Genomic DNA, 24,989 nt, shown 5'->3' with positions numbered 1-24,989 from the left:
AATGGACCATAACGAGCAATCCAAAATGACACTTGCTGTTGTTAAGGCTATGGAAGAGGCCTTAAGTACTAACTCTAATAATATGGAAAAGCATTTTCATAAAGATTTTCGTTGGATGGGTAATAATGGATGTGGTACCAAGAAAAGTCTTGAAGAGTTTCGTAATAATTGGCAGCTCCCTCTGAGAGCTGCTTTTTCAGACCGAATTTATAATACTGATAAATTTTTAGTAGATGGTGAGTGGGCGTCTTGCTTTGGCCATATTGATGCTATTCATAGTGGAGAATTCATGGGTATAGCGCCAACTAATAAGCGCGTAAAAATTCACTATACAGATTTTTGGGAAGTTAAGGATGGGCTCATAATAGACAACTGGGTAACTGTTGACTTTCCAAGTATTTTGTCACAACTTGATGTGGATGTTTTTAAGGGTCAAGGCTGGGAGGCTTATGATCGAGGCGAGATTGCTCCTGCAAAGCCAAACTAATTGGAGATATTATGGCGATAACATATTTAAAAAAAGGTAAGACAGATGCAGCTAAGGCTATCGATGATGCTGAGGTTAGTGAGATTGTAAAAAATACTTTAAGATCCATTGAGGATAGAGGCGATGAGGCAGTTAGAGAGTTTGCAGAAAAATTTGATAACTATACTCCAAAGTCCTTCAAATTAACCCAGACAGAGATTGACAATTTAATAAAACAAGTTTCGACCCAGGATCTTGAGGATATTAAGTTTGCTCAAGAACAAGTTAGAAACTTTGCGCAAGCGCAGAGAGATTCTATGAAGGATATAGAGGTAGAGACTATGCCTGGCGTTATATTAGGACATAAAAACATCCCAGTTCAATCGGTTGGGTGTTATATCCCAGCAGGCAAGTTCCCAATGGTTGCGTCAGCGCACATGTCTGTTGTAACTGCTAGTGTTGCAAAAGTTCCAAGAATTATTGCTTGTACGCCTCCCTATAAAGGCTCTCCAAATCCTGCCGTTATCGCTGCAATGCATCTTGGTGGCGCTCATGATATATATGTCATAGGAGGCATTCAGGCTGTTGGGGCAATGGCTCTTGGTACTGAAACAATAGACCCAGTTGATATGCTTGTTGGCCCTGGAAATGCATTTGTTGCTGAAGCTAAAAGGCAATTATTTGGAAAGGTTGGAATTGACTTGTTTGCTGGACCAACAGAGACTATGGTGATAGCTGATGAAACGGTAGATGCTGAATTATGTGCAACAGATTTGTTAGGTCAGGCTGAGCATGGATATAACTCACCAGCTGTCCTGGTAACTAATAATAAAAATCTGGCAGAAGAAACAATCTCTGAGATAGATAGAATTTTAAAGATTCTTCCAACAGCAGAAACTGCTTCCGTGAGCTGGGAAGAGTATGGTGAAATAATTCTTTGTGATAGTTATGATGAGATGTTAGATGTTGCTAATGAAATTGCATCTGAGCATGTTCAGGTAATGACAGATCGCGATGATTGGTTTTTAGAAAATATGCATTCCTACGGAGCGCTATTTTTAGGACCAAGAACAAATGTTTCTAATGGTGACAAAGTAATTGGAACCAATCATACTTTACCAACAAAAAAAGCTGGACGTTATACCGGTGGTCTTTGGGTTGGCAAGTATCTTAAAACGCATAGCTACCAAAAAATTACAACGGATGAGGCAGCTGTAAAGATTGGTAGATACTGCTCAAGACTATGCATGCTTGAGTCGTTTGTTGGCCATGCAGAGCAAGCTAATATTCGAGTAAGGCGATATGGTGGAGAGGATGTTCCTTATGGCAAGGCTGCGCAGTAGTGCATAGAATTAATTATCTTAAGGAGTTAATAAAGCCCCTAAGATTGAGTATGTATAGTTTTACCGAAGATGAGGTTCGAAAAAATCTTAACTCCTTGTTTTATGAGGAAGCTACTATTCATCTTTCTCATCCTTTTGGAGATATTTCAGGACCAACTAATTTTTATAACCAGGCGCTTAAACCCTTGTTTGAATCAATGCCAGATTTAGAAAGACGCGATTATATTGTTATCGGTGGAAAAACAGAAAAGGATTTAGAGTGGATAGGATGTGCTGGTTTTTATAATGGTACATTCTTGAAACCTTTTTTAGATATTCCGCCAACAGGCCATATAGCCCACATGCGATTTCATGAATTTTATTGCTTTCGGGATGACAAAATAATAGAAGTTCAGGCTTTATGGGACATCCCAGAACTAATGATGCAGTCAGGCTCTTGGCCAATGGCCCCATCACTTGGAAGAGAATGGTGTGTTCCAGGTCCAGCAACGATGGATGGAATTTCAGATAAGCCTTATGATCTAGAAAAAAGTAACACTTCAATGGAGCATATTTTAGGAATGGCTGATGCTATGAAAAAACACCCTTCTGAGGGCGGCCCTGAGATTATGAAAATGGATTACTATTGGCATCCAAAAATGAATTGGTATGGACCATCTGCTATAGGAAGTGGAAGAGGAGTTGAAGGTTTTAGAAATTGGCATCAAATTCCATTTTTGAATGCTATGCCTGATAGAGGAAAGGATACAACTTATAGTAAGAGAGATGGCTGGGGAGATAAAGTAGGCTACCACTTTTTTGGCGATGGAGATTATGTAGCCGTAACTGGCTGGCCAAATATGAAACAAACTCTTACCCATGATGGTTGGATGGGCATAGTTCCAACTAACAAAGAAGTTTTTCTTCGCTCTCTAGATTTCTGGAGGCTCGAGGAAGGAAAAATAAGAGAAAACTGGGTGATGCTTGATATCCTTGATATTTATGATCAAATGGGTGTCGACGTACTCGGAAGATTAAGAGAGTTTAACAAAGCAAGAAATACAAAAGGATATTGAGTGTGAAGCTTCCAACTACACCATCGTTTAGACTAGATGACAAGACTGCTTTAATTACAGGAGCCTCATCTGGTATTGGTCTTGGTTGTGCAGTAGCCTTGGCTGAAGCAGGCGCACACGTTGTTGTATCAGCCCGACGTATTGATAAACTTCATTCTGTTGTTGATGCAATGAAAGCGAAAGGGTTAAGTGCTGAAGCAATGGTGATGGATGTTGCTGATACAAATGCAATTAAAGAAACTATTGATAATAAAGGACCATTCGATATTTTAGTTAATAGCGCTGGTTTAGGTAGGCACGCACCTTCTAAAGATACATCATTAGAAGATTTTGATGCGGTAATGAATGTTAATCTTCGCGGCGCATACTTTGTAACTCAAGCAGTAGCGAATGGATTAATAAAAGCAAAAAAACCTGGCTCATTAATCAACATTTCTTCTCAGATGGGTCATGTAGGTGGGATTGATAGAGCAGTTTATTCAGCATCAAAGCATGCGGTAGAGGGATTTACAAAAGCTATGGCCATTGAGTGGGGCTCCCATCAAATTAGAGTTAATACAATCTGCCCAACATTTATACGTACACCGCTTACTCAATCAACTTTTGATAATCCTGATCGTAAAGAGTGGATTGAAAGTAAGATTAAAATTGGCCGAATTGGAGAGGTTGAAGATATCATGGGGGCTGTTGTATTTTTAGCTTCCGCTGGCTCATCAATGGTCACTGGCTCTGCACTTATGGTTGATGGAGGCTGGACTGCTGACTAATGCTAAATAAAAAAGTCACGTCATTAGAAGTAGCAAAATTAGCTGGCGTTAGCCAGTCTGCAGTATCTCGCGTATTTACACCTGGAGCCTCATCCTCTAAAAAAACTAATGAGCTAGTTCGAAAGGCTGCTTTGAAGCTTGGATATAGACCTAATATAGTAGCGCGATCACTAATTACTGGAAAGACAAAGATTATAGGCCTTGTTGTTGCCTACTTAGATAATTACTTTTATCCTGAAGCGTTAGAGCTTCTATCAGGGGCCCTTCAAAAGAATGGTTATCACGTATTGATCTTTATGGCCACAAATACTTCAGGAAATATTGATAACGTAGTGGAAGAGATTTTAGACTATCAGGTGGATGGAATCATTGCAGCGTCTGTTGGAATGTCTACTAATTTAGCATCAAGATGTTCTGATGCTGGCATCCCAGTTGTTTTATTTAATCGTACTCAGGATGACGAAAGGCTGTCAGCAGTTACCTCTGATAATGAACTTGGGGGGCAAAAAATTGCACAATTTCTCTGTGATAATGGCCATACACGAATCGGTTATATAGCAGGCTGGGAAGGCGCATCTACTCAAAGAGATCGAGAGAAAGGATTTACTGACGAACTTAAAAAGAATGGACAGGGTCTTTTTGCTCGAGAAGTTGGTAACTTTAATTTAGACGAGGCTCGTCAAGCAGCACGATCAATGTTCACAGCAAGTGAAATACCAGATGCAGTTTTTGTGGCAAATGACCATATGGCATTTGCAGTAATGGACGTAATGCGCTTTGAGCTTGGACTAAAAATACCTGACCAGGTTTCAGTTGTTGGTTTTGACGATGTCCCGGTTGCCAAATGGCTAGCTTATAGTCTAACAACTGTAAGGCAGCGTGCAAATCGTATGGTGGACGAAACAGTTGCTATATTAATTGACAGCATTGAAAATAACTCAACTAAGCCAAGACGTATAAAAATTGATGGTCCTCTAATACTGAGAGGATCTGCAAAAATTTTAGATAACTATGGAGTTTAATTTATGAAAGGTTTTGATTCAAAATATGCTAATTTTCCAGATTGGATAAATGGCATCACTCATGAAATTTGGGAAGATCGAGGAATTGATAAACTGCTTTATCTTTATTCGGATGATATTATATTAAGATCCCCACACTCCCTGATAATTGGCAATAAGCCAGTTATAGAGGCGACCAAAGCAACCTTATCTGAATTTCCAGATCGTCAACTCTTAGGTGAAGATGTAATCTGGTCTGGCACTCCTGAGACGGGAATGTTGTCATCCCATAGAATTATATCAACGGCATCTCACATGGGCGACGGGCAGTTTGGTAAAGCAACGGGTACAAAAATTGTTTTTAGAACGATAGCAGATTGCCATGCTATTAATAATCAAGTTAATGATGAATGGCTAATTCGTGATGTAGGTGCTATGGCAAGACAGCTGGGCGTTCATCCAAAAGACTTTGCTAGAAAGCAGATCGATTCAGAGGGTGGTATGGATAAATGCCTACACCCTTTTAAAGATTCCATGGATCAACCTGGGCCATATACAGGAAAGGGCAACACTAATGAGTGGGGCGAAAAGTATGTTGATATATTAAAACGGATTATGGACTCTGATCAATCAGTGATTAATGATGAGTATGATCGTGGTTGTGATTTGGAATATCCTGGTGGCGTTTCAGGCCATTCCTACTCGGATGCAGATGAGTTCTGGACGGGCCTTCGATCTTCAATGCCGAGTGCAAAATTTACTATCGAGCATCAAATTGGAAGAGAAGATCCATATATGTCTCCTCGCGCAGCTGTTCGATGGTCTCTAAAAGGTAAGCATGATGGTTGGGGAGTTTTTGGTGAACCTACAGGTGCTGATTTATATGTGATGGGAGTTTCTCATGCTGAGTTTGGTCCATGGGGCTTAAGAAGAGAGTACACATTATTTGATGAGACTTCTATGTGGAAGCAAATAATCCTCAAGACTGGTTGATAATGACTTTAGAAGAAATGGAAAAGTGTATTGTTCGATATGCTGATTTAAAGCCTTGCAAAACTGCATTTATTGACGCACATACGCCTGGATCAAATCAGAAAGATAACTTTACAATTATTGGTTCTGGGGTATCAGAGAGTCCTGATCAGTATGTTCATATTGATCAATCACCAGGCTTTAATATTGGCGCTGCGGGCCAACCTCCAGGTTGTACAAATTCATTACATTCGCACACAACTGCTGAAGTATTCTATGTATTCAAGGGTCGATGGCGTTTTTTCTGGGGACGCTATGGTGATTCTGGAGAGGTAGTTGCAGAAGAAGGCGATATGGTTAATATTCCTACAGGTATGTTTCGCGCATTTGAAAATGTTGGTGAGGATTATGGAATGTTGATGGCAATACTTGGAGGTGATGATGCAGGGGGAGGCGTTACATGGGCGCCTGAGGTTATTAATGATGCCAAAGACTTTGGCCTGATTTTGGGTGAAAATGGATTATTATATGATACTAAAAAAGGGGAGATTTTGCCAAAAAATGTCAACCCAATGCCATTATTAACTGAAACTAATCTTAGAAATTTTTCTGAAATTACAACTGAAGAGTTTATTAATAATTTTTTTGTCAGCTCATCAGAGTTAAAGCAAAAGTCACAGAATTTACCGCTAAATGTTATTGGGGTAGATGGGATTTTAAAAGATCGGCCTGGTTTTGAAGTTGACTACATTACATCTGACACTTTTACTGGAGAGCAATACTCTTCAAGTCGACACGAGGTTAATATGATAATGAGTGGTGAATGGTCTCTAGAGTGGGGTGACAATGTTGCAACTCTTTCTCCTGGGGATACATGTTTGATACGCCCAGAAATGCTGCATAAGATTGTCCCTAAAGATTTGAGAAGTGCAAGTCTTTTCAGGGTTACAAAGACTGATGATCAAGCAGGCCCAACATGGAGAAGCTAATTTTTAAGGACATGATAATGAATCACAAAGCAATTCTTTTTGGATCGATTGGGACACTTGTTGAAACCTCTGAGCTTCAACGTCGCTCATTCAACCAGGCATTTTCTGAGGCTAAACTTGACTGGAATTGGAGTCCTGATGAGTACCAGAAGCTACTGGCAAAGTCTGGAGGCTGCGAGAGGATCAAAAACTATGCGATTCAACGCGGTGTTGATATAGATGCAATGCATCTGCATAGACAAAAAACTAAAATCTTTGATAGTTTGATGGCCAAAGAATCCATCCTGCTCCGCCCTGGAGTAGCAAGCCTTATTAGTCATTCACTGGATAGTAGTTTACTACTAGCATTCGTGACAAATACTTCAAAAGTCAATATTGATGCCGTCTTTTATGCATTAGGAGATCAGATAAAGCGCAATGATTTCAGTTTCATTGGCAACGATACAATGGTATCTAATCCAAAGCCAAGTCCAGATATATACCTAAAAGCTCTGTCTGAGCTGCATCTAGATGCAAAAGATTGCATTGCCATTGAGGACTCTGAAATTAGTATGCAGTCTGCTTTGGAAGCAGGTATCCAGTGTATTGGATTCCCGGGAGCGAATACACAAGGTAATGATTTTAGTGGTGCTGAGTTCGTAACGGATCATTTGTCTGCCGATGACCTAACAAAGCTATAAGGGAATGACCTTTTTTATATATTATTAAGGAGTAATGAATGAGTAGAATATTAACTAGTCACGTAGGCTCACTTCCAAGAACTCAAGAAGTTGTTGACTATATTTTTGCAAGAGAAAATAGTCAAAAATATAATGAGAAGAGTTTTGATGAGTGCATGGAAGAGAATGTTTTAAAGACTGTTGAGAAGCAAAAAAATGCAGGTATCGATATTGTTAGTGATGGGGAGACATCAAAAATATCATACGCAACCTATGTGAAAGACAGATATACAGGTTTTTCAGGTGACAGTGCTCGAAATGCGCCAGAAGACTTAAAGATGTTTCCAGGCTTTCTTAAAAGGCTATCCGATGATGGTGGAACTCCTCAATATTCAAGACCAATGTGCACAAGTGAAGTAAAGTCAAAAGGTCAAGGAGAGCTTCAAAAGGATATATCTAATTTGAAATCTGCAATGGCTAAAAATAGCATTGATAGAGGTTTTATGAATGCAGCTTCGCCTGGCGTTATTTCACTATTTTTACAAAATGACTACTACCCTTCAAGGGATTCTTACCTGGCCGCCTTGGCCGATGCTATGAGAGATGAGTATGAAACTATCGTAGGGTCAGGTTTAGACTTACAGTTAGATTGTCCTGATCTAGCACTTTCTAGGCATATGCTATTTAGTGACTTGTCTGACTCAGAGTTTATAAAGATTATTGAGTCACACGTTGAAGCCTTAAATCATGCGCTGAAGAATGTCCCAGAAGAGAAGGTTAGAATTCATATTTGTTGGGGGAATTATGAAGGTCCCCACTGTTGTGATATAGATATGAATAAGGTTTTTGGAACTCTTATGAAGGCAAAAGCTCGATATACTTTATTTGAAACTTCAAACCCACGCCATGCTCATGAATGGACAGTTTTTAGAGATCGTAAAAGCGAAATACCAGATACGAAAATACTTGTGCCTGGGGTTGTAGATACAACCACTAACTTCATTGAGCATCCTGAGCTAGTTGCAGAGCGCATCGAAAAATTTGTTAATATAGTAGGGAGTGAAAGAGTAATTGCAGGATCAGATTGTGGTTTTGGAACATTTGCAGGGTTTGGAGCGGTCGATCCAGAAATTGCTTTTGCTAAATTAAAGTCTTTATCTGAGGGTGCTGCGCTTGTAAGTAATAGATTATGACACCCCTTGTAATGATTCCTGGAATGATGTGTGACGAGCGCATTTTTGCTCCACAAATAGAGGCACTTCTCGATGAGGTATCGGTGCATATTGCAGATATTTCTAAACATGACAATATTATCGACTTGGCGGCCGATGTTTTAAGTCATGCGCCACCAAAATTCAGCCTTGCTGGCCACTCTATGGGTGGTATTGTAGCCATGGAAATTTGTTCACAGGCACCAGAAAGAGTTGAAAAATTGGTGTTAATTGATACTAATCCTAAATCTGAATTAGAGGAAGTGAAGGCAAAGCGTGAGCCTCAAATTAGTGATGCTTTATCAGGAAAATTAATAAATGTTATTCGTGATGAGATGAAACCTAAATATTTAGCGGATAGCGATAATCCAGATATTATTTTAAATATCTGCATGGATATGGCTCTTTCTTTAGGTCCTAAAGTTTTTGTTAACCAGTCAAGAGCCCTCCAAGGAAGAATTGATCAAGAGGAGGCCCTTAACTCACTTAATATTCCTGTGTTGATAATGTGCGGCTTGGAAGATAAATTATGCCCTCTAGAGAAGCATGAATTGATGCATAATATAATTAGTAACTCAACTTTAGAGGTAATTGAAAATGCCGGTCATTTGCCAACATTAGAACAACCAGAGAAAACTACGGAGATATTAAAAACATGGCTTATGAACTAGATCAAGAATTACTCACCCTTCTTCAATCAGTAGATACACCTACTGTATGTAACGCAATTGAAGTAGCACAAGGCAAGAGGGGTTTTTCAGAATTTACTCGCGGAACCATGATTAGCTCGGCACCAAAAGGTGGAGCAATGGTTGGTTTTGCTAAAACTGCAAAAATTGCTGCACTGAGTCCCCCAACAGAAGATCAAGAGATAATTAAAGAGCGGAGGATGAATTATTACCGCTATATGTCAGAAGTTACTGGCCCTGCCGTTGCAGTCATAGAGGATGTTGATTATCCAAATTGTATTGGAGCTTATTGGGGTGAGGTTAATACGAAAGTTCACAAAGGGTTTGGTCTTTCTGGTGCGCTGACTAACGGAGTTATGAGAGATCTTGGTGATCTTGCAGAAGATTTTCCAGTCGTTGCAAGCTCTATCGGTCCAAGTCACGGATTTGTTCACGTACGAGAAATTGATACAAAAATTAGTGTTCTTGGTATGAGTGTTTCGCCAAATGATTTAATTCATGCCGACCTTCATGGCGCAGTTGTAATCCCTAAAGAGGTTATTAATGGTTTACAGGACGCTATCAATAAGTTATTTGCTTCAGAGCAGTTGATTCTTGGTCCTGCTGAAAAGAAAGATTTCAATTTTGATAGCTTTAAAAGTGCATGGGAAGATTTCGAAAAATCAAGAACATAAATTTTTAAGTTTGAGCAAGGTTATTGAGAAATTTTAGATAGTATGTCTCGGTTTAATATGCTGAATAAAAAGTTATATAGAGATTAAGACTCTGTGATATAATCGTTTGCAATCGTATGCAATATATTTTTTAATATTTGTTACGATGTATTATTAATTTGTATTTAATTGAAAAAAAAGGAGTGATATTATGTTTTTAAGAAAAATCGCTACAGTTGTAGCGCTTACTACTCTAGCTTCAAGTGCATGGGCCGGTTGCGGCATCTCTGAAGGCAGAGTTAGTATTGTTGGTAATGAGTTTCCAGCGATTCAAACAATCGGTGCAGGCGCAATGGAGTGTGCAGGTGGTGGTGTTACAGTTGAAACAAACCTAACTGCTGATCATCAAAAAATTAATCTTCCAGGTATGACTGGTAACCCAGCTGAATTTACATCAGCTATTGTTGCTAACTCATCAATTGTTGCACTGATGAACAATGATGTGATTAGACCTTTGAATGATCTAGTTGCTAAGCACGGACAGGGTCTTCAGAAAAGCCAGTTAGTTACAATTGATGGAAATATTATGGGTATTGCCTTTATGGCGAACGCTCAGCATTTGACTTATAGATCAGATGTTTTGAAAGATTTAGGAATTCCGGTTCCATCTACTTATGAAGAAATGTTAGCTGCTGCTAAAAAAATTGCGAACTATAATTTGATGCAGTACCCAATTGGCGGTGCTTATGCAGCCGGTTGGAACTTAGCTGAAGAATTCGTCAATATGTATATGGGTTATGGTGGTGAGTTCTTTAAGCCAGGAACAGCTGAGATTGCTGTTAATAACCAACATGGTGTAGATTCACTAAACATGATGAAAGCTTTGTCTGAATATATGAATCCAGACTTCCTAACACATGACTCAAACGCAACTAGTGCCGAATGGAAAGCTGGTAATGTTGCTCTGATGAATATGTGGGGATCACGTATTGGAGCCCTTAAAGGCGATGAAGTAGATGCTGCTGTAGTAGCAGCTACAGCTACTGCTGGTCCTATGACAGTTGGTGGTGGTACAACTGCAGCTTCAACTCTCTGGTGGGATGGATTTACTGTAGCTAAGAATATTTCAGATACAGATGCAGAGGCTACTTTTATGGCTATGATGCATGCAATTCGTCCAGCTATGTTGAACGAAACGACTTCGCCACAAGCTGTTTGGTTAATTGATGGTTATGAGCCTACTCCAGCTGCTGCAGGTGTATTTGCTGCTGCTGCAATGGGAACTAAGCCGTATCCAATGTTGCCATATGCAGGTCTAATGCATTCAGCTGCAGGTGCTGAATTAGTTGACTTCATGCAAGGCAAAGAAACTGCTAAAGAAGCTTTAGCTGGTTTAGAAGCGGCATACACAACTGCTGCGACAGAAAAAGGCTATTTATAAGCTTTTGTAAGTTGTTTGTCTCCTAAGATTAGGGCGTGTGTTTCACATGCCCTTTTCTTTTTTTTGTATAATTAAGTTTCTCTAATCTTATTTCCATATGAAGCATAAGACTTTTTTTTGGTTCTTTTTACCTACAGCCCTAGCAATGTTTTTGTTCATTGCCTTGCCCTTAACTTCGATTGTGAGTCAGTCACTTCATACACCTCATGACCAGGTATTGATTGTTGTTGAATCGTGTGATCCATTTGGTTGTAAATCTGAAACTACTATTGATCATCAGGCAAGTCAAAAAATCAACGAAGAGAAGCCACAAGGTAAGTGGGTTGGATTTCAAATCTATACTGATAGAAACCACTTAGCCTTTAAAGAGGTTGGTGAGTTCTGGGAGAGTAAGACAAGCTTTATTGATTTTGTTTCCAGTCTAAACGATCTTCCATTTTATCGAGCAATGGGCTTTACTTTGACTTATACCTTTGTGGTAACCCCACTGGTTATATTATTTGGATTTATAATTGCAATAGCAGTAAATTCACTGCATCGACACTTGAAAGGATTCATGGTGTTCTTTTCATTGTTGCCGATGATTGTAACCCCTTTGGTTGGTTCGTTAATTCTGTTTTGGATGATTGATGCACGAGGTATTATTGGTTCAGGCCTCCAAGAATTATTTGCAGATCCTACCTTGTCACTAAAGGCATCAACTGGCCTAACATGGATAACACTTATTGTATACGGTGTTTGGCACTCTGCCCCTTTTGCCTTCATTGTTTTTTACGCCGGACTTCAGACTGTTCCACAAGAAACTATAGAAGCAGCAATGATTGATGGGGCCACACGTTTTCAGCAAACTATTCATGTCATTGTGCCTCATTTATCTCCACTAGTAGCATTTGTGGCTTTAATTCAGCTGATGGATAATTTCCGAGTATTTGAGCCAATAGTTGGTTTTAGTGCTTCGGCACATGCGACCTCTCTTTCATGGATTATATGGAATGATATTGGCCAAGAGATAAGACTTCTTTCTTCAGCGGCAACGACATCAGTGTTGACAATAATTGGTGTCATCATACTTCTTATGCCAGTTTTAATTAGAACATGGCGTGAATTTAATCCAGAGAAATAATATGACCTCAAATCAAATAAAAAGACCATTAGGACTCCAACTATTAATATATGGCTTTGTATTGTTCTGGTTAATTTTGGCAGCTTTTCCATTTTTATGGACTATGTGGGGTTCATTCAAAGTAGAGCTGGATTTTTTCTCAAAAGGAGACTGGACTAATGTATTTTCTGGGGTAAGAACACAAGTAGTATATGGAAAATCTTTTACAGGCGCAGGTTATGAGGGCGCATGGATCCAAGAAGAGTTTTGGCGCGCTTTTTTTAATACAGCGATAGTTTGTGTTTCTACAGTACTCATATCATTAACTCTTGCAACTTTAGGCGGTTATGCGCTTTCAAGGTCTGGGTTTCGTTATTCATTTTGGCTGCTAATAATTGCACTTGTTTTTCGTGCACTGCCTCCAATCACTCTTGTTTCTGGCTATTTACAACCCTTCTATGATTGGAATGTTTGGGGAACATTGCCGACCACTATTATTGTTTTAGTAGCGATTAACCAGCCATTTACATTGTGGATGCTGCACTCATTTTTTCAAACAATTCCGAAAGAACTTGATGAGAGTGCAAAGGTTGATGGGTGTACTCAGTTCCAAGCATTTCGACATGTAATTATTCCAGTAATGTGGCCAGGCGTTATTACTGCTGGACTCTTCTCATTTCTTTTGGCATATAATGATTTTGCTGTTACAGCGTTACTACTCTCTCAGGAAAACCAAACTATGGTCCCTAAAATTGCCAGCTTTATGGGCACCACTCAAACAGAAGGCAATATTATGTTTGCAGTCGCAGCAGTGGTATCTGCTATAGTTCCATTGTTTATTCTGGTTATGTTTTTTCAAAGGCAGCTGGTTAGTGGGCTAACAGCTGGCGCAGTTAAGGGTTAGTCATTGTCCTCGTTTGATTATATTATTATTGGCGCAGGTTCCGCCGGATGCGTTTTAGCAAATCGATTAAGCGCAGACCCTAAAACCACCGTCTGTTTGATTGAAGGAGGCGGAAGTGATAAGAGTCCTTGGGTGCAAATTCCTGCTGGCCTTTCTGTTGCATATGACCATAAGAAGCTTGATTATGCTTACAAGGGAGTCCCACAAAAAAAACTAAACAACCGTGTAATTACTGTTAATCGTGGCAGGTGCCTTGGGGGATCTAGCTCAATTAATGGCATGATCTATATTCGTGGTAATAAGAATGATTACGATAATTGGGAGACCCTAGGTTGTAAGGGCTGGTCTTATAATGATGTCTTACCGATATTTAAAAAACTTGAGAATGATAAAACAGGGGGAGATCCTAAGTACCATTCAACAGTCGGTGAGTGGCCAGTTGTCATGCCACAAGAGGTCAATAAGACCGCAATGCGCTTTATTAATGCTGGCACTCATATAGGGCTTCCAAAGAATTCTGACTTTAATGATGAATCTCAATTAGGCCTGGGTATTTACAAGGTTAATCAGGATAAAGGAACTCGAGTTAATTCTTATAGGGCTTTTATTAAGCCTATTGTTTCTAGAGCGAATCTAACCATAATGACCCATGCCAGAGTCCAATCAATTGAGGTGGAAGGCGATATTGCTAAGTCTTTAAAGCTTCAAGTTAATGGTATTGATAAAGAATTATATTGTAATAAAGAGGTTCTACTATCTGCTGGTGCCATTGAGTCACCGAGGATACTTTTATCTTCAGGAATAGGCAATAGGAAGGAGCTTGAAAAGGCAGGAATTAGTTGTCATCATAATGTTCCAGGGGTTGGTGAAAATCTTCAAGACCACTTAGATACAATGGTCACAGTTCGCTCAAAGAAAGCAGAATCAATTGGTGTTTCATGGAGGTCTTTGTTGCCCCATATAATTACCTCTCCTTTTAACTTTCTTTTTAGAAGGATGGGCTGGTGGACGAGTAATTTTGTTGAAGCTGGAGGTTTTGCAGATACAAAACTTGGTCAGCCTGAGTATCCTGATGTCCAGTTCCACTTTACGCCTATTTACCGAAGTCACCGCGGCAGAAAGTTTGAGTTTGGGCATGGGTATTCTCTTTTTACTTGCTTGTTAAGGCCGCATAGTTCAGGGTCAGTAAAAATAAAGAAGGAAGGTGAGAATCACAAGATACTTATCGACCAAAACTTTTTATCTGATACCAGGGATGAGCAAAGCATTATTGAAGCGATTAAAAAAGCGAGAGAGGTTTTATCATCTAAAGAGTTTGATGAAGTTCGTGGTGAAGAAATTGCACCTGGGAAATCTATCCAATCAGATGAGGAGCTATTAGACTACATTCGTAAAACTGCAGTAACAGTCTATCACCCTGTTGGGACCTGCAAGATGGGGGTCGATGATTTAGCAGTCGTCTCTCCAAATGATTTAAAGGTAAAAAGAATGAATAACTTACGTGTGATTGACGCCTCTATTATGCCTAGCATAGTAAGTGGTAATACCTCAGCAGCAACCATGATGATTGCAGAAATGGGCGCAACAATGATATTAAATAAGGAATAAATATGACTCAAAACTTGCAAAAAGAAAAAAAATTAATTCGTGATTATTACAAGGCACTTGACTCCGCGCAAGGTGCTGATATTACAAAAGTTTTAAAAAACTATATTAGTGAAGACTATATTTGGAGAGGCTTCCATCCCTTTAATGAGATTTCAGATGCTAAGGAAGTTTCAGAAATTTTCTGGCAGCCATTTCGTCATGCATTTAAAAATATTCAAAGACGTATGGATATTTTTATTGCAGGAAAAAATCAAATTGACGGTTTTGAATCCGTCTGGGTAGTTTCTATGGGCCATCTTATGGGACTCTTTGATAATGAATGGCTAGGAATTGCTCCTTCAAGAAAGATGGCTTTATTACGTTACTGCGAATTTAATAAGGTTGAAAATGGAAAGATAACTGAAACTGCAATGTTTTTTGATATTCCCCATGTCATGCTGCAGGTTGGACTTAACCCATTTCCACCTCAAACAGGTGCCCATCTTGTTCAGCCAGGACCAATGACTCATGAGGGTTTGTTGTTTGAAGAGCAGGATGAAGAGATAGGTGAAAAAACACTTGCTTCAATAAATTTTATGATTGAAGATATTAAGGGTTGGAAGCACACAGGAAAAATATCACTAGTTGATGAACTTAGAGCTAGCTGGAATGAAGATATGATTTGGTGGGGCCCTGCTGGTATTGGCTCGAGCTACACAATTGAAAGGTATGCTGAGCAGCACTCTGGGCCATTTAGGGCTGGATTTAAAGATCGTATATCTAATGGCCATCTTTGTAAACTTGCAGAAGGTAATTTTGGTGGTTTTTTTGGATGGCCTAACCTTACTCTTACCCCTACAGGCGGTTTTATGGGAATGCCTGCATCGGAAAAACCAGGAGATATGAGGGTTATAGATATCTATCGCCGCGAAGGTGATAAACTCTCAGAAAACTGGATTTTCATTGACCTGTTGCATTTTTGGAAGCAACAAGGTGTTGATATTTTAGATCGAATCAAAAAAACTCCAAGAACCTAAAAAACTTCTCAGTGAGCTGAATACAGCTCACTATTTTTAATAAATATTTTTAACTTGAGTTCAATTCATTTTTAAATTAACATCAATTCTATAATGATTTAAATAGAATTGATTAATGAGACGAGGAAGAGCTAAGGTCACTAGAGAAGTTACTAACTTCACACAGGCCCCTTATCGACAAAAAAAGAATCCTTTTCAGCCGATGAGCATTTTTTCAGTGGATGAGATTGAATCAATCCATGAAGCCTCTTTAAAAGTTTTATGTGATACAGGTATGGACATCCAGTCCCCTAGAGCAGTAGAGATTTTAAAACGAGGTGGTGCCTCCGTTGACTCTGATGGAAGACGCGTTAGATTTGAACCTGGTTTTATAATGGAAAAAATAGCAACCACCCCTAGTGAGTTTAAGCTTCATGGAAGAAACAAAGAAAGGCATGTGCATGTTGGTGGTCAGTCTATTATTAATACAATGGTTTCCAGTGCACCCAATGTTTCTGATCTAGATAGAGGTAGAATTCTAGGTAACTTTGAAGACTACACAAACTTAATCAAACTAGGCGAAATGCTAAATACGGTCCATGCATTTGGTGGCTACCCTGTCGAACCTTGCGATTTGGATGTAAGTGTGCGGCATTTAAAGGCAGTTTCTGCAGCTGCTCGCCTCACAACAAAACCCCTTTTTGGATACGCGATTGGCAGTGAGAGGATGCTTGATGTTATTGAAATTGTCCGAATTAGTAGAGGGATTAATAAAGAAACCCTTCTGAAGGAGCCTTCAATTACTACAGTTGTAAATGCAAACTCTCCCTTGGTCTACGACAAGGCCCTTTTAGAAGGTGCTATTGAAATGGCAGAGCATAATCAACCTGTTATTTATACACCATTCACTCTAGCTGGGGCAATGGCGCCGATCACTGTTGCGGGTGCCTTAGTTCAGCAAAATGCTGAAGCGCTTGCGGGACTTGCTTTTCATCAATGTGTTAAGCCAGGAGCTCCTGCAATGTATGGCAGCTTTACTTCAAATGTTGATATGAAATCAGGCTCCCCAGCTTTTGGTACGCCAGAATATACGCAAGCTACAATTGCAAGTGGACAACTAGCAAGAAAATATAAAATTCCTCTTAGAGCATCTAATGCTAACGCCTCTAATGCTCCAGATGAGCAATCAGTATACGAGTCACAAATGTCTCTATGGGCTTGCTTGCTGGGCCAAGTAAATTTTATTCTGCATGGCCATGGCTGGATAGAGGGAGGACTTTGCGCATCTTATGAGAAAGTAATTTTAGACGCTGAGATGAACCAAATGATGGAGGCTTTTCTTCAACCCGCAATTGTGAATAAAGATACCTTAGGGGTAGAAGCGATTGCAGAGGTCGGCCCTGCAAATCATTTTTTTGCAGCTCAACAAACTTTGGATCGATATGAGACTGAACACTACAACCCAATGCTTTCAGACTGGAGAAATTTTGAATCTTGGAGGGATGCAGGTTCAGAAACTGCAACTCAACGAGCAAACAAAATATGGAAGCAGCTCTTAGAAGAGTATTCAGAGCCAAAGTTAAAGCCAGAAGTGGAAGAAGGACTTTCAGCTTTTGTTGACAAAAGGGTTGCAGAGGGTGGAGCCGCTCCTTTATAAGGGCACTTTTTTATTAAGGGATTCGTTATGAAAGATTCTGCAAGAGTTGTTGTTATTGGGGGCGGCGTAGTAGGCTGCTCGATTCTTTTTCACCTTGCAAAAATGGGGTGGAAAGATGTTGTTCTTCTTGAAAGGGACGAATTAACATCTGGCTCAAGTTGGCATGCAGCGGGCTCATTTCATACAGTTAGTTCTGATCCGAATGTTTCCAAGTTACAGGACTATACAATTAATTTATACAAAGAAATTGAGGAGACTTCGGGCCATTCAATTAGTCTTCACAAAACAGGAGGCTTCTACTTAGCTTCAAATCAAAGCTGGTATGACTACCTCAAACGAGAGCGCTCTAAGGCTAGAACATTGGGTTTAGACCAAGAATTTGTATCGTTAGATGAGGTGGTAGATAAGCACCCATTAATTGACCCTAAACATTATGTTGCTGCACTATGGGATCCAACTGAAGGTGATGTTGACCCTTCTGGTGTTGTCTATGCTTATGCAAAATCTGCGCGCGTTCATGGCGCTGAATTTTATACGCATACACCAGTTATTGAGACCAACCAAAGGGCAGATGGATCTTGGGATGTTGTGACCGAGAAAGGGAATATCCATTCAGAGCATATTGTTAATGCTGGTGGTCTTTGGGCACGTGAACTTGGGCGGATGTCTGGAGTACATTTGCCTGTTGTTCCGATGGAGCATCACTATTTAATTACTGAAGAGATTGAAAAGATTGCTGGCTTAGCGGATGGCCAACGCTTACCTAGTTTTATTGATTTTGAAGCAAATATATACACGCGCCAAGAAAATACTGGAATGTTGCTAGGGACCTATGAGCCTCGATCTACTCCTTGGTCTCTTGACGGAACACCACAGACCTTTGGGCATGATTTATTGGAGCCAAAACTTGATAATATTGCAGATCGATTGGAGCTAGCATATGAGCGTATTCCTGCGCTAGCGACCGCTGGCATTAAAAACATTATTAATGGGCCATTTGTATTTTCTCCAGATGGTAATCCTATGATTGGGCCTGTTCCAGGTATGAAAAATTATTGGACAGCTGTCGGTGTTATGGCTGGTTTTTGTCAAGCAGGTGGAGTTGGGAAAACTCTTGCTGAGTGGATGATTGAAGGGGAGCCATCAGTCGATGTTTGGGCAATGGACATTGCACGCTTTGGAAGCTTTGCGACACCTCAATGGGGTGTTACTAAATCCTCTGAAAATTATGAAAGACGATTTGTAATGACATTTCCAAACGAAACACTACCTAAAGGAAGGCGTCAAAAAACCACATCTATTTATGATCGTTTAACTCATAAAGGCGCAGTCTGGCAAGACACTTTTGGACTCGAAAATGTTTTATGGTTTGCAAACTCGCCAGAGGATGCTTATGAAGACCCTACATTTCATCGATCAAGATCCCATGACTATGTTGCAAGTGAGGTCAATGCTGTTCGCGAATCTGTTGGTGCAATCGAAGTTGCAAACTTTGCGAATCATAAGTTTACTGGGAAAGGAGCGAAAGCTTTCTTAGAAAAAATTCTTGCTGGACATATTCCTAGTAAAGGCCGCGTTAACTTATCACCCATGCTGCTAGAGAGTGGTAAGTTGAATGGTGACCTAACAGTTTCTTGTATTGATGAAGAGACCTATTATTTATTTGGCTCAAGTGCAGCACAAAATATGCACCTTCGATGGTTTGAAAAACATCTTGAGGGTATAGATGATGTTCTCTATCAAAACATGACAGATGATTTTCATGGTATTGCAATATCTGGACCAAAGTCAAGAGAATTGTTGTCAAAGCTTACTAGAGAAGACGTCAGCTCTGAAGATTTTAAGTTTCGCGATATAAGGGATACCTTTATAGCTGGGGTTCCTGCATTATGCGTCAGAATTTCATTTACAGGAGAGCTTGGCTATGAAATATATGTCTCACCACAATACCAATTAAAGCTTTTTGAGGAAATAGATGAGGCAGGAAAAGATCTTGGACTAAAGTGGTTTGGTGGACGAGCGTTAATGTCAATGAGGCTTGAGAAAAATTGGGGAGCATGGACAATGGATTATCGCCCTGACTTTACTTTAATGGAGTCTGGAATGGATTTCTTTGTTAATTGGGAGGGTAACTTTATTGGTAAAAAAGCAGCCTTGATAGAAAAAAAGAATGGTCCAATTAAAAAACTTTCAGTCATTCAAATTGATACAGAAACTGATGTGAGTGGAGATGAAGCGGTAATGTATAAAGGCAAGTGTGTCTCTTATATTACCTCAGGAGGTTATGGCCACTCGGTTGGAAAATCCCTTGCTATGACCTATCTTCCAGTTGCACTGATTAACTCTAGTACAGATCTTGAAGTGGAGATATTAGGCGAATTTCATAAGGCTTCGGTAGAAATGAAACCACTCTATGATGCTTCTGGATCCAAAATGAGACAGTAAAAAGAGGATTTTTATGAGCTTTTCAATACCCAAAAGACACCACTCGAAAATTGGCTCTCATCTAGACACTACTGAAGATATTTTTAGCCTTAATAAGCACGCGCTTGGGCCTGGAGAGCTGGCAGAAAAAGAATGGCTTGAAGCTTGCTTAGAAGCTCCAGATATGACAAAGATTAGAGAATATCGCCTTAAAAGAGTTCGTGAAAAACTTGTTGAATTTGACTGTGCTGGAATTCTACTTTATGACCCTGTCAACATTCGATACGCAACAGATAGTACTAATATGTCTTTATGGACTTCCCATAATGCAGCTAGATACTCATTAATAATGACTGAAGGGCCCGTTATTATCTTTGAGTTTGATGCCTATGAGTTTTTATCAAATCATAACCCATTAATAACTGAAGTCAGACATGCACTGACATACCTCTACTTTACTGCGGGCAATAAAAGTAAAGAAAAAGCTAAGATTTGGGCTTCTGAAATATCTGATATTGTGATAGAGCACGGTAAAGGCAATAGGCGGTTGGCTGTGGATCATTGCGCTCCAGAAGGAATTTATGAGCTTCAATCTCTTGGTCTAGAGCTTACTAATGGTGAAGAGGTAATGGAGTTAGCAAGGCTCATTAAATCAGATGATGAGGTTGATGCAATGAGGCGCTCTATTTTTGCTTGTGAGCGCTCTGTAGAGTTAATGCGAAATTATTTTAAACCTGGTATTTCTGAGCAGGAGCTTTGGAGTCGTTTTCAGATGGAGGCAGTCAATAGAGGTGCAGAGTGGATTGAAACCCGACTTTTTGCCTCTGGTCCTAGAGCAAATCCATGGTACCAAGAGTGCTCATCGAGACCAATCCGGGCTGGAGAATTGATGGGTTTTGATACTGATTTGGTTGGTTCATATGGCTATTGTACTGACATGTCAAGAACCTGGCTTTGTGGCGACGAGAAGCCAACTAATGAGCAAAAAGAAATTTATACTTTGGGCTATGAACAAATCCAAAAGAATATGGAATTATTAAAGCCAGGGATAACCTTTAAAGAGTTAACTCTTAATGCTAAGGAGTATTCTAAGGATGAGTTTCGACATTATTCAGTCCTTTTTCATGGCGTAGGACTATGTGATGAATTTCCAGCAATCCCGTTCAGTTGGGAGTTAAATGAAAACAGTTTTGATGGTGTATTAAAAAATGGCATGGTGATGTGCGTCGAAACCTATGTTGGAAGATTAAGTGGGGGTCCTGGGGTTAAACTTGAAGAGCAAGTTTTAATTACTAATAACGGGCATGAACTATTAACAAGCTATCCATTTGAATCAGACTTATTAATCTAAACTGGAGAAGATTAATTTCTAATTAGAGGTCTATATGAAAATAAATAAAGAATTAATTTCTAATATTGATGATCAGGGTATCTACCTTGTATCTATTACAAATGATAATAACTACAGTGTTTCTTTTTCAAACTTTGGTGGTTATATTCATCAGGTTTTAATCCCTTATCGAAACAATCCTGAATTATATGAAGACGTGATACTTGGTTATGAAGATCCATCCGGGTGTATGACAGATAGAAGCTTTTTTAATGTTATTACTGGAAGAGTTTGTAATCGTATGAAGGATGCAGAATTTACACTAAATAATGAGAGACATAAATTAAATAATAATAATGGAAACAACCACCTTCATGGTGGGAGTATTGGCTTCAATAAAAGGCTTTGGAATCTAGATTCAATTGATGAGACTTCAGATGAAGTAATTGTCTCAATGTCTTACCTCTCTGAACATTTAGAAGAAAATTATCCTGGTAATTTATCCTGTATAACTAAATACAAGTTCAATAACAATAATGAGTTTTCAATTTGTTATTCAGCGACAACAGATCAAGACACTATTGTCAATATTACTAATCATAATTATTGGAACTTTCATGGCCATAATGATCACTATGGAAAAATTCTCAACCATGGAGTTCAGATTTATGGTGATGAAGTTTGTGAGGTAGAGGCTGACCTTATCCCTAATGGTAATTTCTTAAATGTTGTCAATACTAAGTACGATTTTGTCGAAAGTAATATGATTTCAAAAGATCTTTTGGAGCAAGGAGGTATAGACATTAACTACGCTGTTAACCATCAAAAAGTAATGAAGCCAGTTGGGAGAGTATGGAGTAACCGAACAAGAATGGGTGTGGAATATATAAGTGATCAGCCAGGCCTTCAGTTTTATACTGGTGGTAATATGCATCCAGAGTATCAAGGAAAAAACCAAAGGACTTATGGAAAAAATTATGGTCTTTGTATGGAAACGCAGTATTTTCCTGATGCAATAAATCAGGATAACTTTGAAAGTCCAATTCTAAAAGCTGGTGAGACATATGCTTCAAATACTATAATAAAACTCTCAAATAATTATTAGTTATATGAGTAGAATTCCAAAAACAATGAGTGCAATCTTGACAACTGGCCACGGTGGATTTGAGGTGCTTGAATTTCGCACAGACGTCAAAGTTCCTATGCCTATGTCAGACCAAGTTTTGATTAAAGTCCTAGGTGCTGGCATTAATAATACAGATATCAATACTCGCACTGCTTGGTATTCCAAGGCAGTTACTGGTGAAACTAATTCCAATGAAGGCCTAGATGAAGATGGAGGTTGGTCAGGTAAGCCGCTTGATTTTCCAATTATCCAGGGCGCTGATTGTTATGGTGAGATAGTTGCTGTTGGAGTTGGAGTCAACTCAGAGCGAATTGGTGAACGTGTTCTGGTTAGAACAATGCAGCAATATGCAGTGGGATATCGACCCTACGAGTGCTGGACAATGGGCTCTGAATGTGATGGTGCTTTTGCAGAGTTTATGGTAGCTTTTAGTGAAGAGAGTTTTAAGATTGAAAGTGATTGGTCTGCTGCCGAACTTGCATCTATACCCTGTGCTTACTCAACAGCAGAAAACCTATTAGAGCGTTCAAATGTTAAGGCAGGCGAAGTTGTTCTGATATCTGGCGCATCGGGCGGCGTTGGATCTGCTGCAATTCAGCTTGCAAAAAGACGGGGCGCTTCTGTAGTAGCAATAGCAAGTAAATCAAAGGCAGACGCAGTTAAAGTGATAGGTGCTGATGAGGTTATTAATCGAGAAGATCGATTAGTAAGCTCTTTAGAAAATGAAAGTATTGATGTTGTTATCGATTTAGTTGCTGGAAGTGATTGGGCGGATCTGCTTGATGTTTTAAAGAGAGGCGGAAGGTACGCTGCTGCAGGAGCAATTGCAGGTCCAATTGTTGAACTTGATATTAGAACCCTCTACCTAAAAGACTTAACATTAATGGGATGCACTGTCCAGGACTCCCAAGTATTTAAAAATTTAATTGGCTATATAGAAAGAAATGAAATTAAGCCATTAGTATCCAGAGCTTATCCCCTCAAGGATATTGTAAGTGCCCAAAAAGACTTCTTGGCTAAAAAATACGTTGGAAAATTAGTACTATTGCCTTGACGCTTAAAGCTACTTTTCTTTTCCTGACATAAGCTCTTTCCAGCCCAAGTAGGCATTAACACCTGCCCACATGATAGCTTTTGGCATCAATTTTTTTGGCGCTTCTTCATCAACAAAATTAGGCACAAGGCTACTAATTGCCCCACTAATTTTTTCAGCAGTAACGATGCCAATTGCTGTGCCTTTAGCTGTTCCAAGACCATTTTGACAGCATGCAGAATAAACACCCTCTTCAACTTCGCCCTGTGCAAAGACAGTATTAAGGCTGAGGCAAAGTCTTCCTCCCCAGCAATATTCCATAGTGACACCATCAAGCGAAGAAAATCTAGCATTAAAGGATGATGAGTGACTTTTTGCTGCAGAGATCATAAATGAATCTGAAGCCTCCATATTTGGATTGTAAGACCAGCGATTTCGAATCAGAATGCGATCTCCACCAAAACCAGAGATTCGTCTTACTGAGGACCCCATTGCATCTGCTGAGGTAAGCCCCCACTCTTTTGAGCCTCCTAATATAGTAGATTCATTTGAGGTTAATTTTCTTGACATGGATGAGTAAGTAAAAATAGTCATCAGTCTGTTTTCAAAGTATCCAAAACGCTCAACCATTCCATTGACTGCCAATATAATTTTTGAACTTGATATTGACCCCATTTCGGTTTTGGCCTTCCATATTTTTTCACCACCATGCATACCTTCATCAATTAAGTCAATCACTGGAGAGTTTTCATAGATTGTTATATTGGAATGTTTAGAAACTCCATCCGCCAGCGATTGAATATAAAGTGCTGGCTGAAGCATGGCTGTCCCAGGAGTCCAAAGTCCGTTAATGTAATAGTCAATTCCAGTTAAATCTTTCATTTCTTGAGTATCAAGTACCTTATAACTTTCACTCGTTTTATCTAGATGTTTGGCATACTCGGTGTTGAAATTTACACCCTTTTTGGTTGCTGCTGCATTTGTTCTGCCGACAAGTTGTATCGCTTCGGAGTGCATTTCATACTCTTCTGAAGCGCTCTTAGCAAACTGAATTGCTGAGCGATTGATAAGGGTTTGTTCATGATCTTTTTCTAAACTTCCAAGGTAGTCATCGGAGGCTAGGTTATGAGGAAGATCAATCATAAAGCCCGAATTTCTTCCCGCAGGACCCTCACCAATTTCACAGGCTTCAAGTATTGCAATTTTTACATCCTTATTGATTTGATTTAAACGTCGAGCTGCAGAGAGGCCAGCAAAACCTCCACCAATAATGAGATAGTCTACATTGCTATGATTAGAAAGCTTTGGATTGACCTTTCTTTTAGAAAGGATTTCTTTCCAGCCAGTTTTACCAGGGTTTTTTGGTAGTTTAATTTTGCTCATTTTTGTTCTTTTAATATACCGACTCTTCCATCGCATTATTCAAAGTAGGGAACATTTCAATCTTGACTTTTAGTCGATCTGTTCTCCTTGCATCCCTACCAAGTCTTTTAGAAGAGTTAACCATAATAGTTTGATTACAATATATTTAATATATGTATCGTTGATTAAATATTTGTTAAAT

At 39.4% G+C, this 24,989-nt stretch carries 22 protein-coding genes; 21 read left to right on the top strand and 1 reads right to left on the bottom strand.

All coding sequences use genetic code 11. The features are described from left to right. The first annotated feature begins 1 nt into the window (after window position 1). From ABXT44_RS08480 to ABXT44_RS08380, 21 genes are all read left to right on the top strand, one after another. A complete protein-coding gene (locus ABXT44_RS08480) occupies window positions 2-487 on the top strand; it encodes an ester cyclase (protein ID WP_416686912.1) in 486 nt (161 codons plus the stop codon). Between the two features lie 11 nt (window positions 488-498). Then, window positions 499-1,809 (top strand): histidinol dehydrogenase, encoded by a 1,311-nt coding sequence (gene hisD / locus ABXT44_RS08475; RefSeq protein WP_271541987.1) that lies wholly within the window; start codon window positions 499-501, stop codon window positions 1,807-1,809. A gap of 50 nt (window positions 1,810-1,859) precedes the next feature. Beyond that, the gene (locus ABXT44_RS08470; protein WP_416686909.1) at window positions 1,860-2,864 is read left to right on the top strand and encodes an ester cyclase; all 1,005 of its coding nucleotides are present in this window, start codon (window positions 1,860-1,862) and stop codon (window positions 2,862-2,864) included. 2 nt (window positions 2,865-2,866) lie between these two features. Then, entirely contained in the window at window positions 2,867-3,631 is a 765-nt protein-coding gene (locus tag ABXT44_RS08465) for an SDR family NAD(P)-dependent oxidoreductase (protein ID WP_271556908.1), read from the top strand. Next, on the top strand, window positions 3,631-4,653 hold the full coding sequence (locus ABXT44_RS08460) for a LacI family DNA-binding transcriptional regulator (protein ID WP_416686906.1): 1,023 nt from the start codon (window positions 3,631-3,633) through the stop codon (window positions 4,651-4,653). The genes ABXT44_RS08465 and ABXT44_RS08460 overlap by 1 nt, the downstream gene beginning before the upstream one ends. A gap of 3 nt (window positions 4,654-4,656) precedes the next feature. Next, window positions 4,657-5,625 carry a nuclear transport factor 2 family protein gene (locus ABXT44_RS08455; protein ID WP_416686905.1) on the top strand — a complete coding sequence of 323 codons (969 nt, stop codon included), beginning with the start codon at window positions 4,657-4,659 and terminating at the stop codon, window positions 5,623-5,625. 2 nt (window positions 5,626-5,627) lie between these two features. Beyond that, on the top strand, window positions 5,628-6,593 hold the full coding sequence (locus ABXT44_RS08450; protein ID WP_416688473.1) for a cupin domain-containing protein: 966 nt from the start codon (window positions 5,628-5,630) through the stop codon (window positions 6,591-6,593). Window positions 6,594-6,610: 17 nt separating this feature from the next. Beyond that, a complete protein-coding gene (locus tag ABXT44_RS08445; protein ID WP_416686902.1) occupies window positions 6,611-7,273 on the top strand; it encodes an HAD-IA family hydrolase in 663 nt (220 codons plus the stop codon). Between the two features lie 38 nt (window positions 7,274-7,311). After that, window positions 7,312-8,445 (top strand): cobalamin-independent methionine synthase II family protein, encoded by a 1,134-nt coding sequence (locus ABXT44_RS08440; RefSeq protein WP_271556904.1) that lies wholly within the window; start codon window positions 7,312-7,314, stop codon window positions 8,443-8,445. Further along, window positions 8,442-9,134, top strand: a complete 693-nt coding sequence (locus ABXT44_RS08435; RefSeq protein WP_271541952.1) for an alpha/beta fold hydrolase — start codon at window positions 8,442-8,444, stop codon at window positions 9,132-9,134. Before ABXT44_RS08440 ends, ABXT44_RS08435 begins: the two co-directional genes overlap by 4 nt. Further along, a complete protein-coding gene (locus ABXT44_RS08430; RefSeq protein ID WP_416686899.1) occupies window positions 9,119-9,826 on the top strand; it encodes an RraA family protein in 708 nt (235 codons plus the stop codon). The genes ABXT44_RS08435 and ABXT44_RS08430 overlap by 16 nt, the downstream gene beginning before the upstream one ends. A 190-nt stretch (window positions 9,827-10,016) precedes the next feature. Beyond that, window positions 10,017-11,246 carry an ABC transporter substrate-binding protein gene (locus tag ABXT44_RS08425; RefSeq protein ID WP_271537273.1) on the top strand — a complete coding sequence of 410 codons (1,230 nt, stop codon included), beginning with the start codon at window positions 10,017-10,019 and terminating at the stop codon, window positions 11,244-11,246. 97 nt (window positions 11,247-11,343) lie between these two features. Continuing rightward, window positions 11,344-12,369, top strand: coding sequence for a carbohydrate ABC transporter permease (locus ABXT44_RS08420; protein ID WP_271541948.1), 1,026 nt, complete (start codon window positions 11,344-11,346; stop codon window positions 12,367-12,369). A 1-nt stretch (window position 12,370) separates the two neighbouring features. Further along, entirely contained in the window at window positions 12,371-13,252 is an 882-nt protein-coding gene (locus tag ABXT44_RS08415; protein ID WP_271537275.1) for a carbohydrate ABC transporter permease, read from the top strand. Window positions 13,253-13,255: 3 nt separating this feature from the next. Next, the gene (locus tag ABXT44_RS08410) at window positions 13,256-14,860 is read left to right on the top strand and encodes a GMC family oxidoreductase (protein ID WP_416686896.1); all 1,605 of its coding nucleotides are present in this window, start codon (window positions 13,256-13,258) and stop codon (window positions 14,858-14,860) included. Window positions 14,861-14,862: 2 nt separating this feature from the next. Further along, window positions 14,863-15,876 carry an ester cyclase gene (locus ABXT44_RS08405; protein ID WP_416686894.1) on the top strand — a complete coding sequence of 338 codons (1,014 nt, stop codon included), beginning with the start codon at window positions 14,863-14,865 and terminating at the stop codon, window positions 15,874-15,876. 115 nt (window positions 15,877-15,991) lie between these two features. After that, the gene (locus ABXT44_RS08400; RefSeq protein ID WP_416686892.1) at window positions 15,992-17,512 is read left to right on the top strand and encodes a trimethylamine methyltransferase family protein; all 1,521 of its coding nucleotides are present in this window, start codon (window positions 15,992-15,994) and stop codon (window positions 17,510-17,512) included. 27 nt (window positions 17,513-17,539) lie between these two features. Further along, window positions 17,540-19,957 (top strand): GcvT family protein, encoded by a 2,418-nt coding sequence (locus tag ABXT44_RS08395; RefSeq protein WP_416686889.1) that lies wholly within the window; start codon window positions 17,540-17,542, stop codon window positions 19,955-19,957. 13 nt (window positions 19,958-19,970) lie between these two features. Next, window positions 19,971-21,287, top strand: a complete 1,317-nt coding sequence (locus ABXT44_RS08390; protein ID WP_416686887.1) for a M24 family metallopeptidase — start codon at window positions 19,971-19,973, stop codon at window positions 21,285-21,287. 34 nt (window positions 21,288-21,321) lie between these two features. Then, window positions 21,322-22,371, top strand: coding sequence for an aldose epimerase family protein (locus tag ABXT44_RS08385; RefSeq protein WP_416686885.1), 1,050 nt, complete (start codon window positions 21,322-21,324; stop codon window positions 22,369-22,371). Window positions 22,372-22,396: 25 nt separating this feature from the next. Continuing rightward, on the top strand, window positions 22,397-23,446 hold the full coding sequence (locus tag ABXT44_RS08380; RefSeq protein ID WP_416688471.1) for an alcohol dehydrogenase family protein: 1,050 nt from the start codon (window positions 22,397-22,399) through the stop codon (window positions 23,444-23,446). A 9-nt stretch (window positions 23,447-23,455) separates the two neighbouring features. Here ABXT44_RS08380 and ABXT44_RS08375 read toward each other — a convergent pair whose 3' ends face one another. Next, entirely contained in the window at window positions 23,456-24,808 is a 1,353-nt protein-coding gene (locus tag ABXT44_RS08375; protein ID WP_416686883.1) for an NAD(P)/FAD-dependent oxidoreductase, read from the bottom strand. Window positions 24,809-24,989 lie beyond the last annotated feature (181 nt).

It is taken from the genome of Candidatus Pseudothioglobus sp. Uisw_041, from assembly GCF_048087625.1.
In the GTDB taxonomy this organism is placed as follows: Bacteria; Pseudomonadota; Gammaproteobacteria; order PS1; family Pseudothioglobaceae; genus Pseudothioglobus.
Note: the sequence above shows the minus strand (reverse complement) of the source record. Positions and strands in the feature narration are given on the sequence as shown.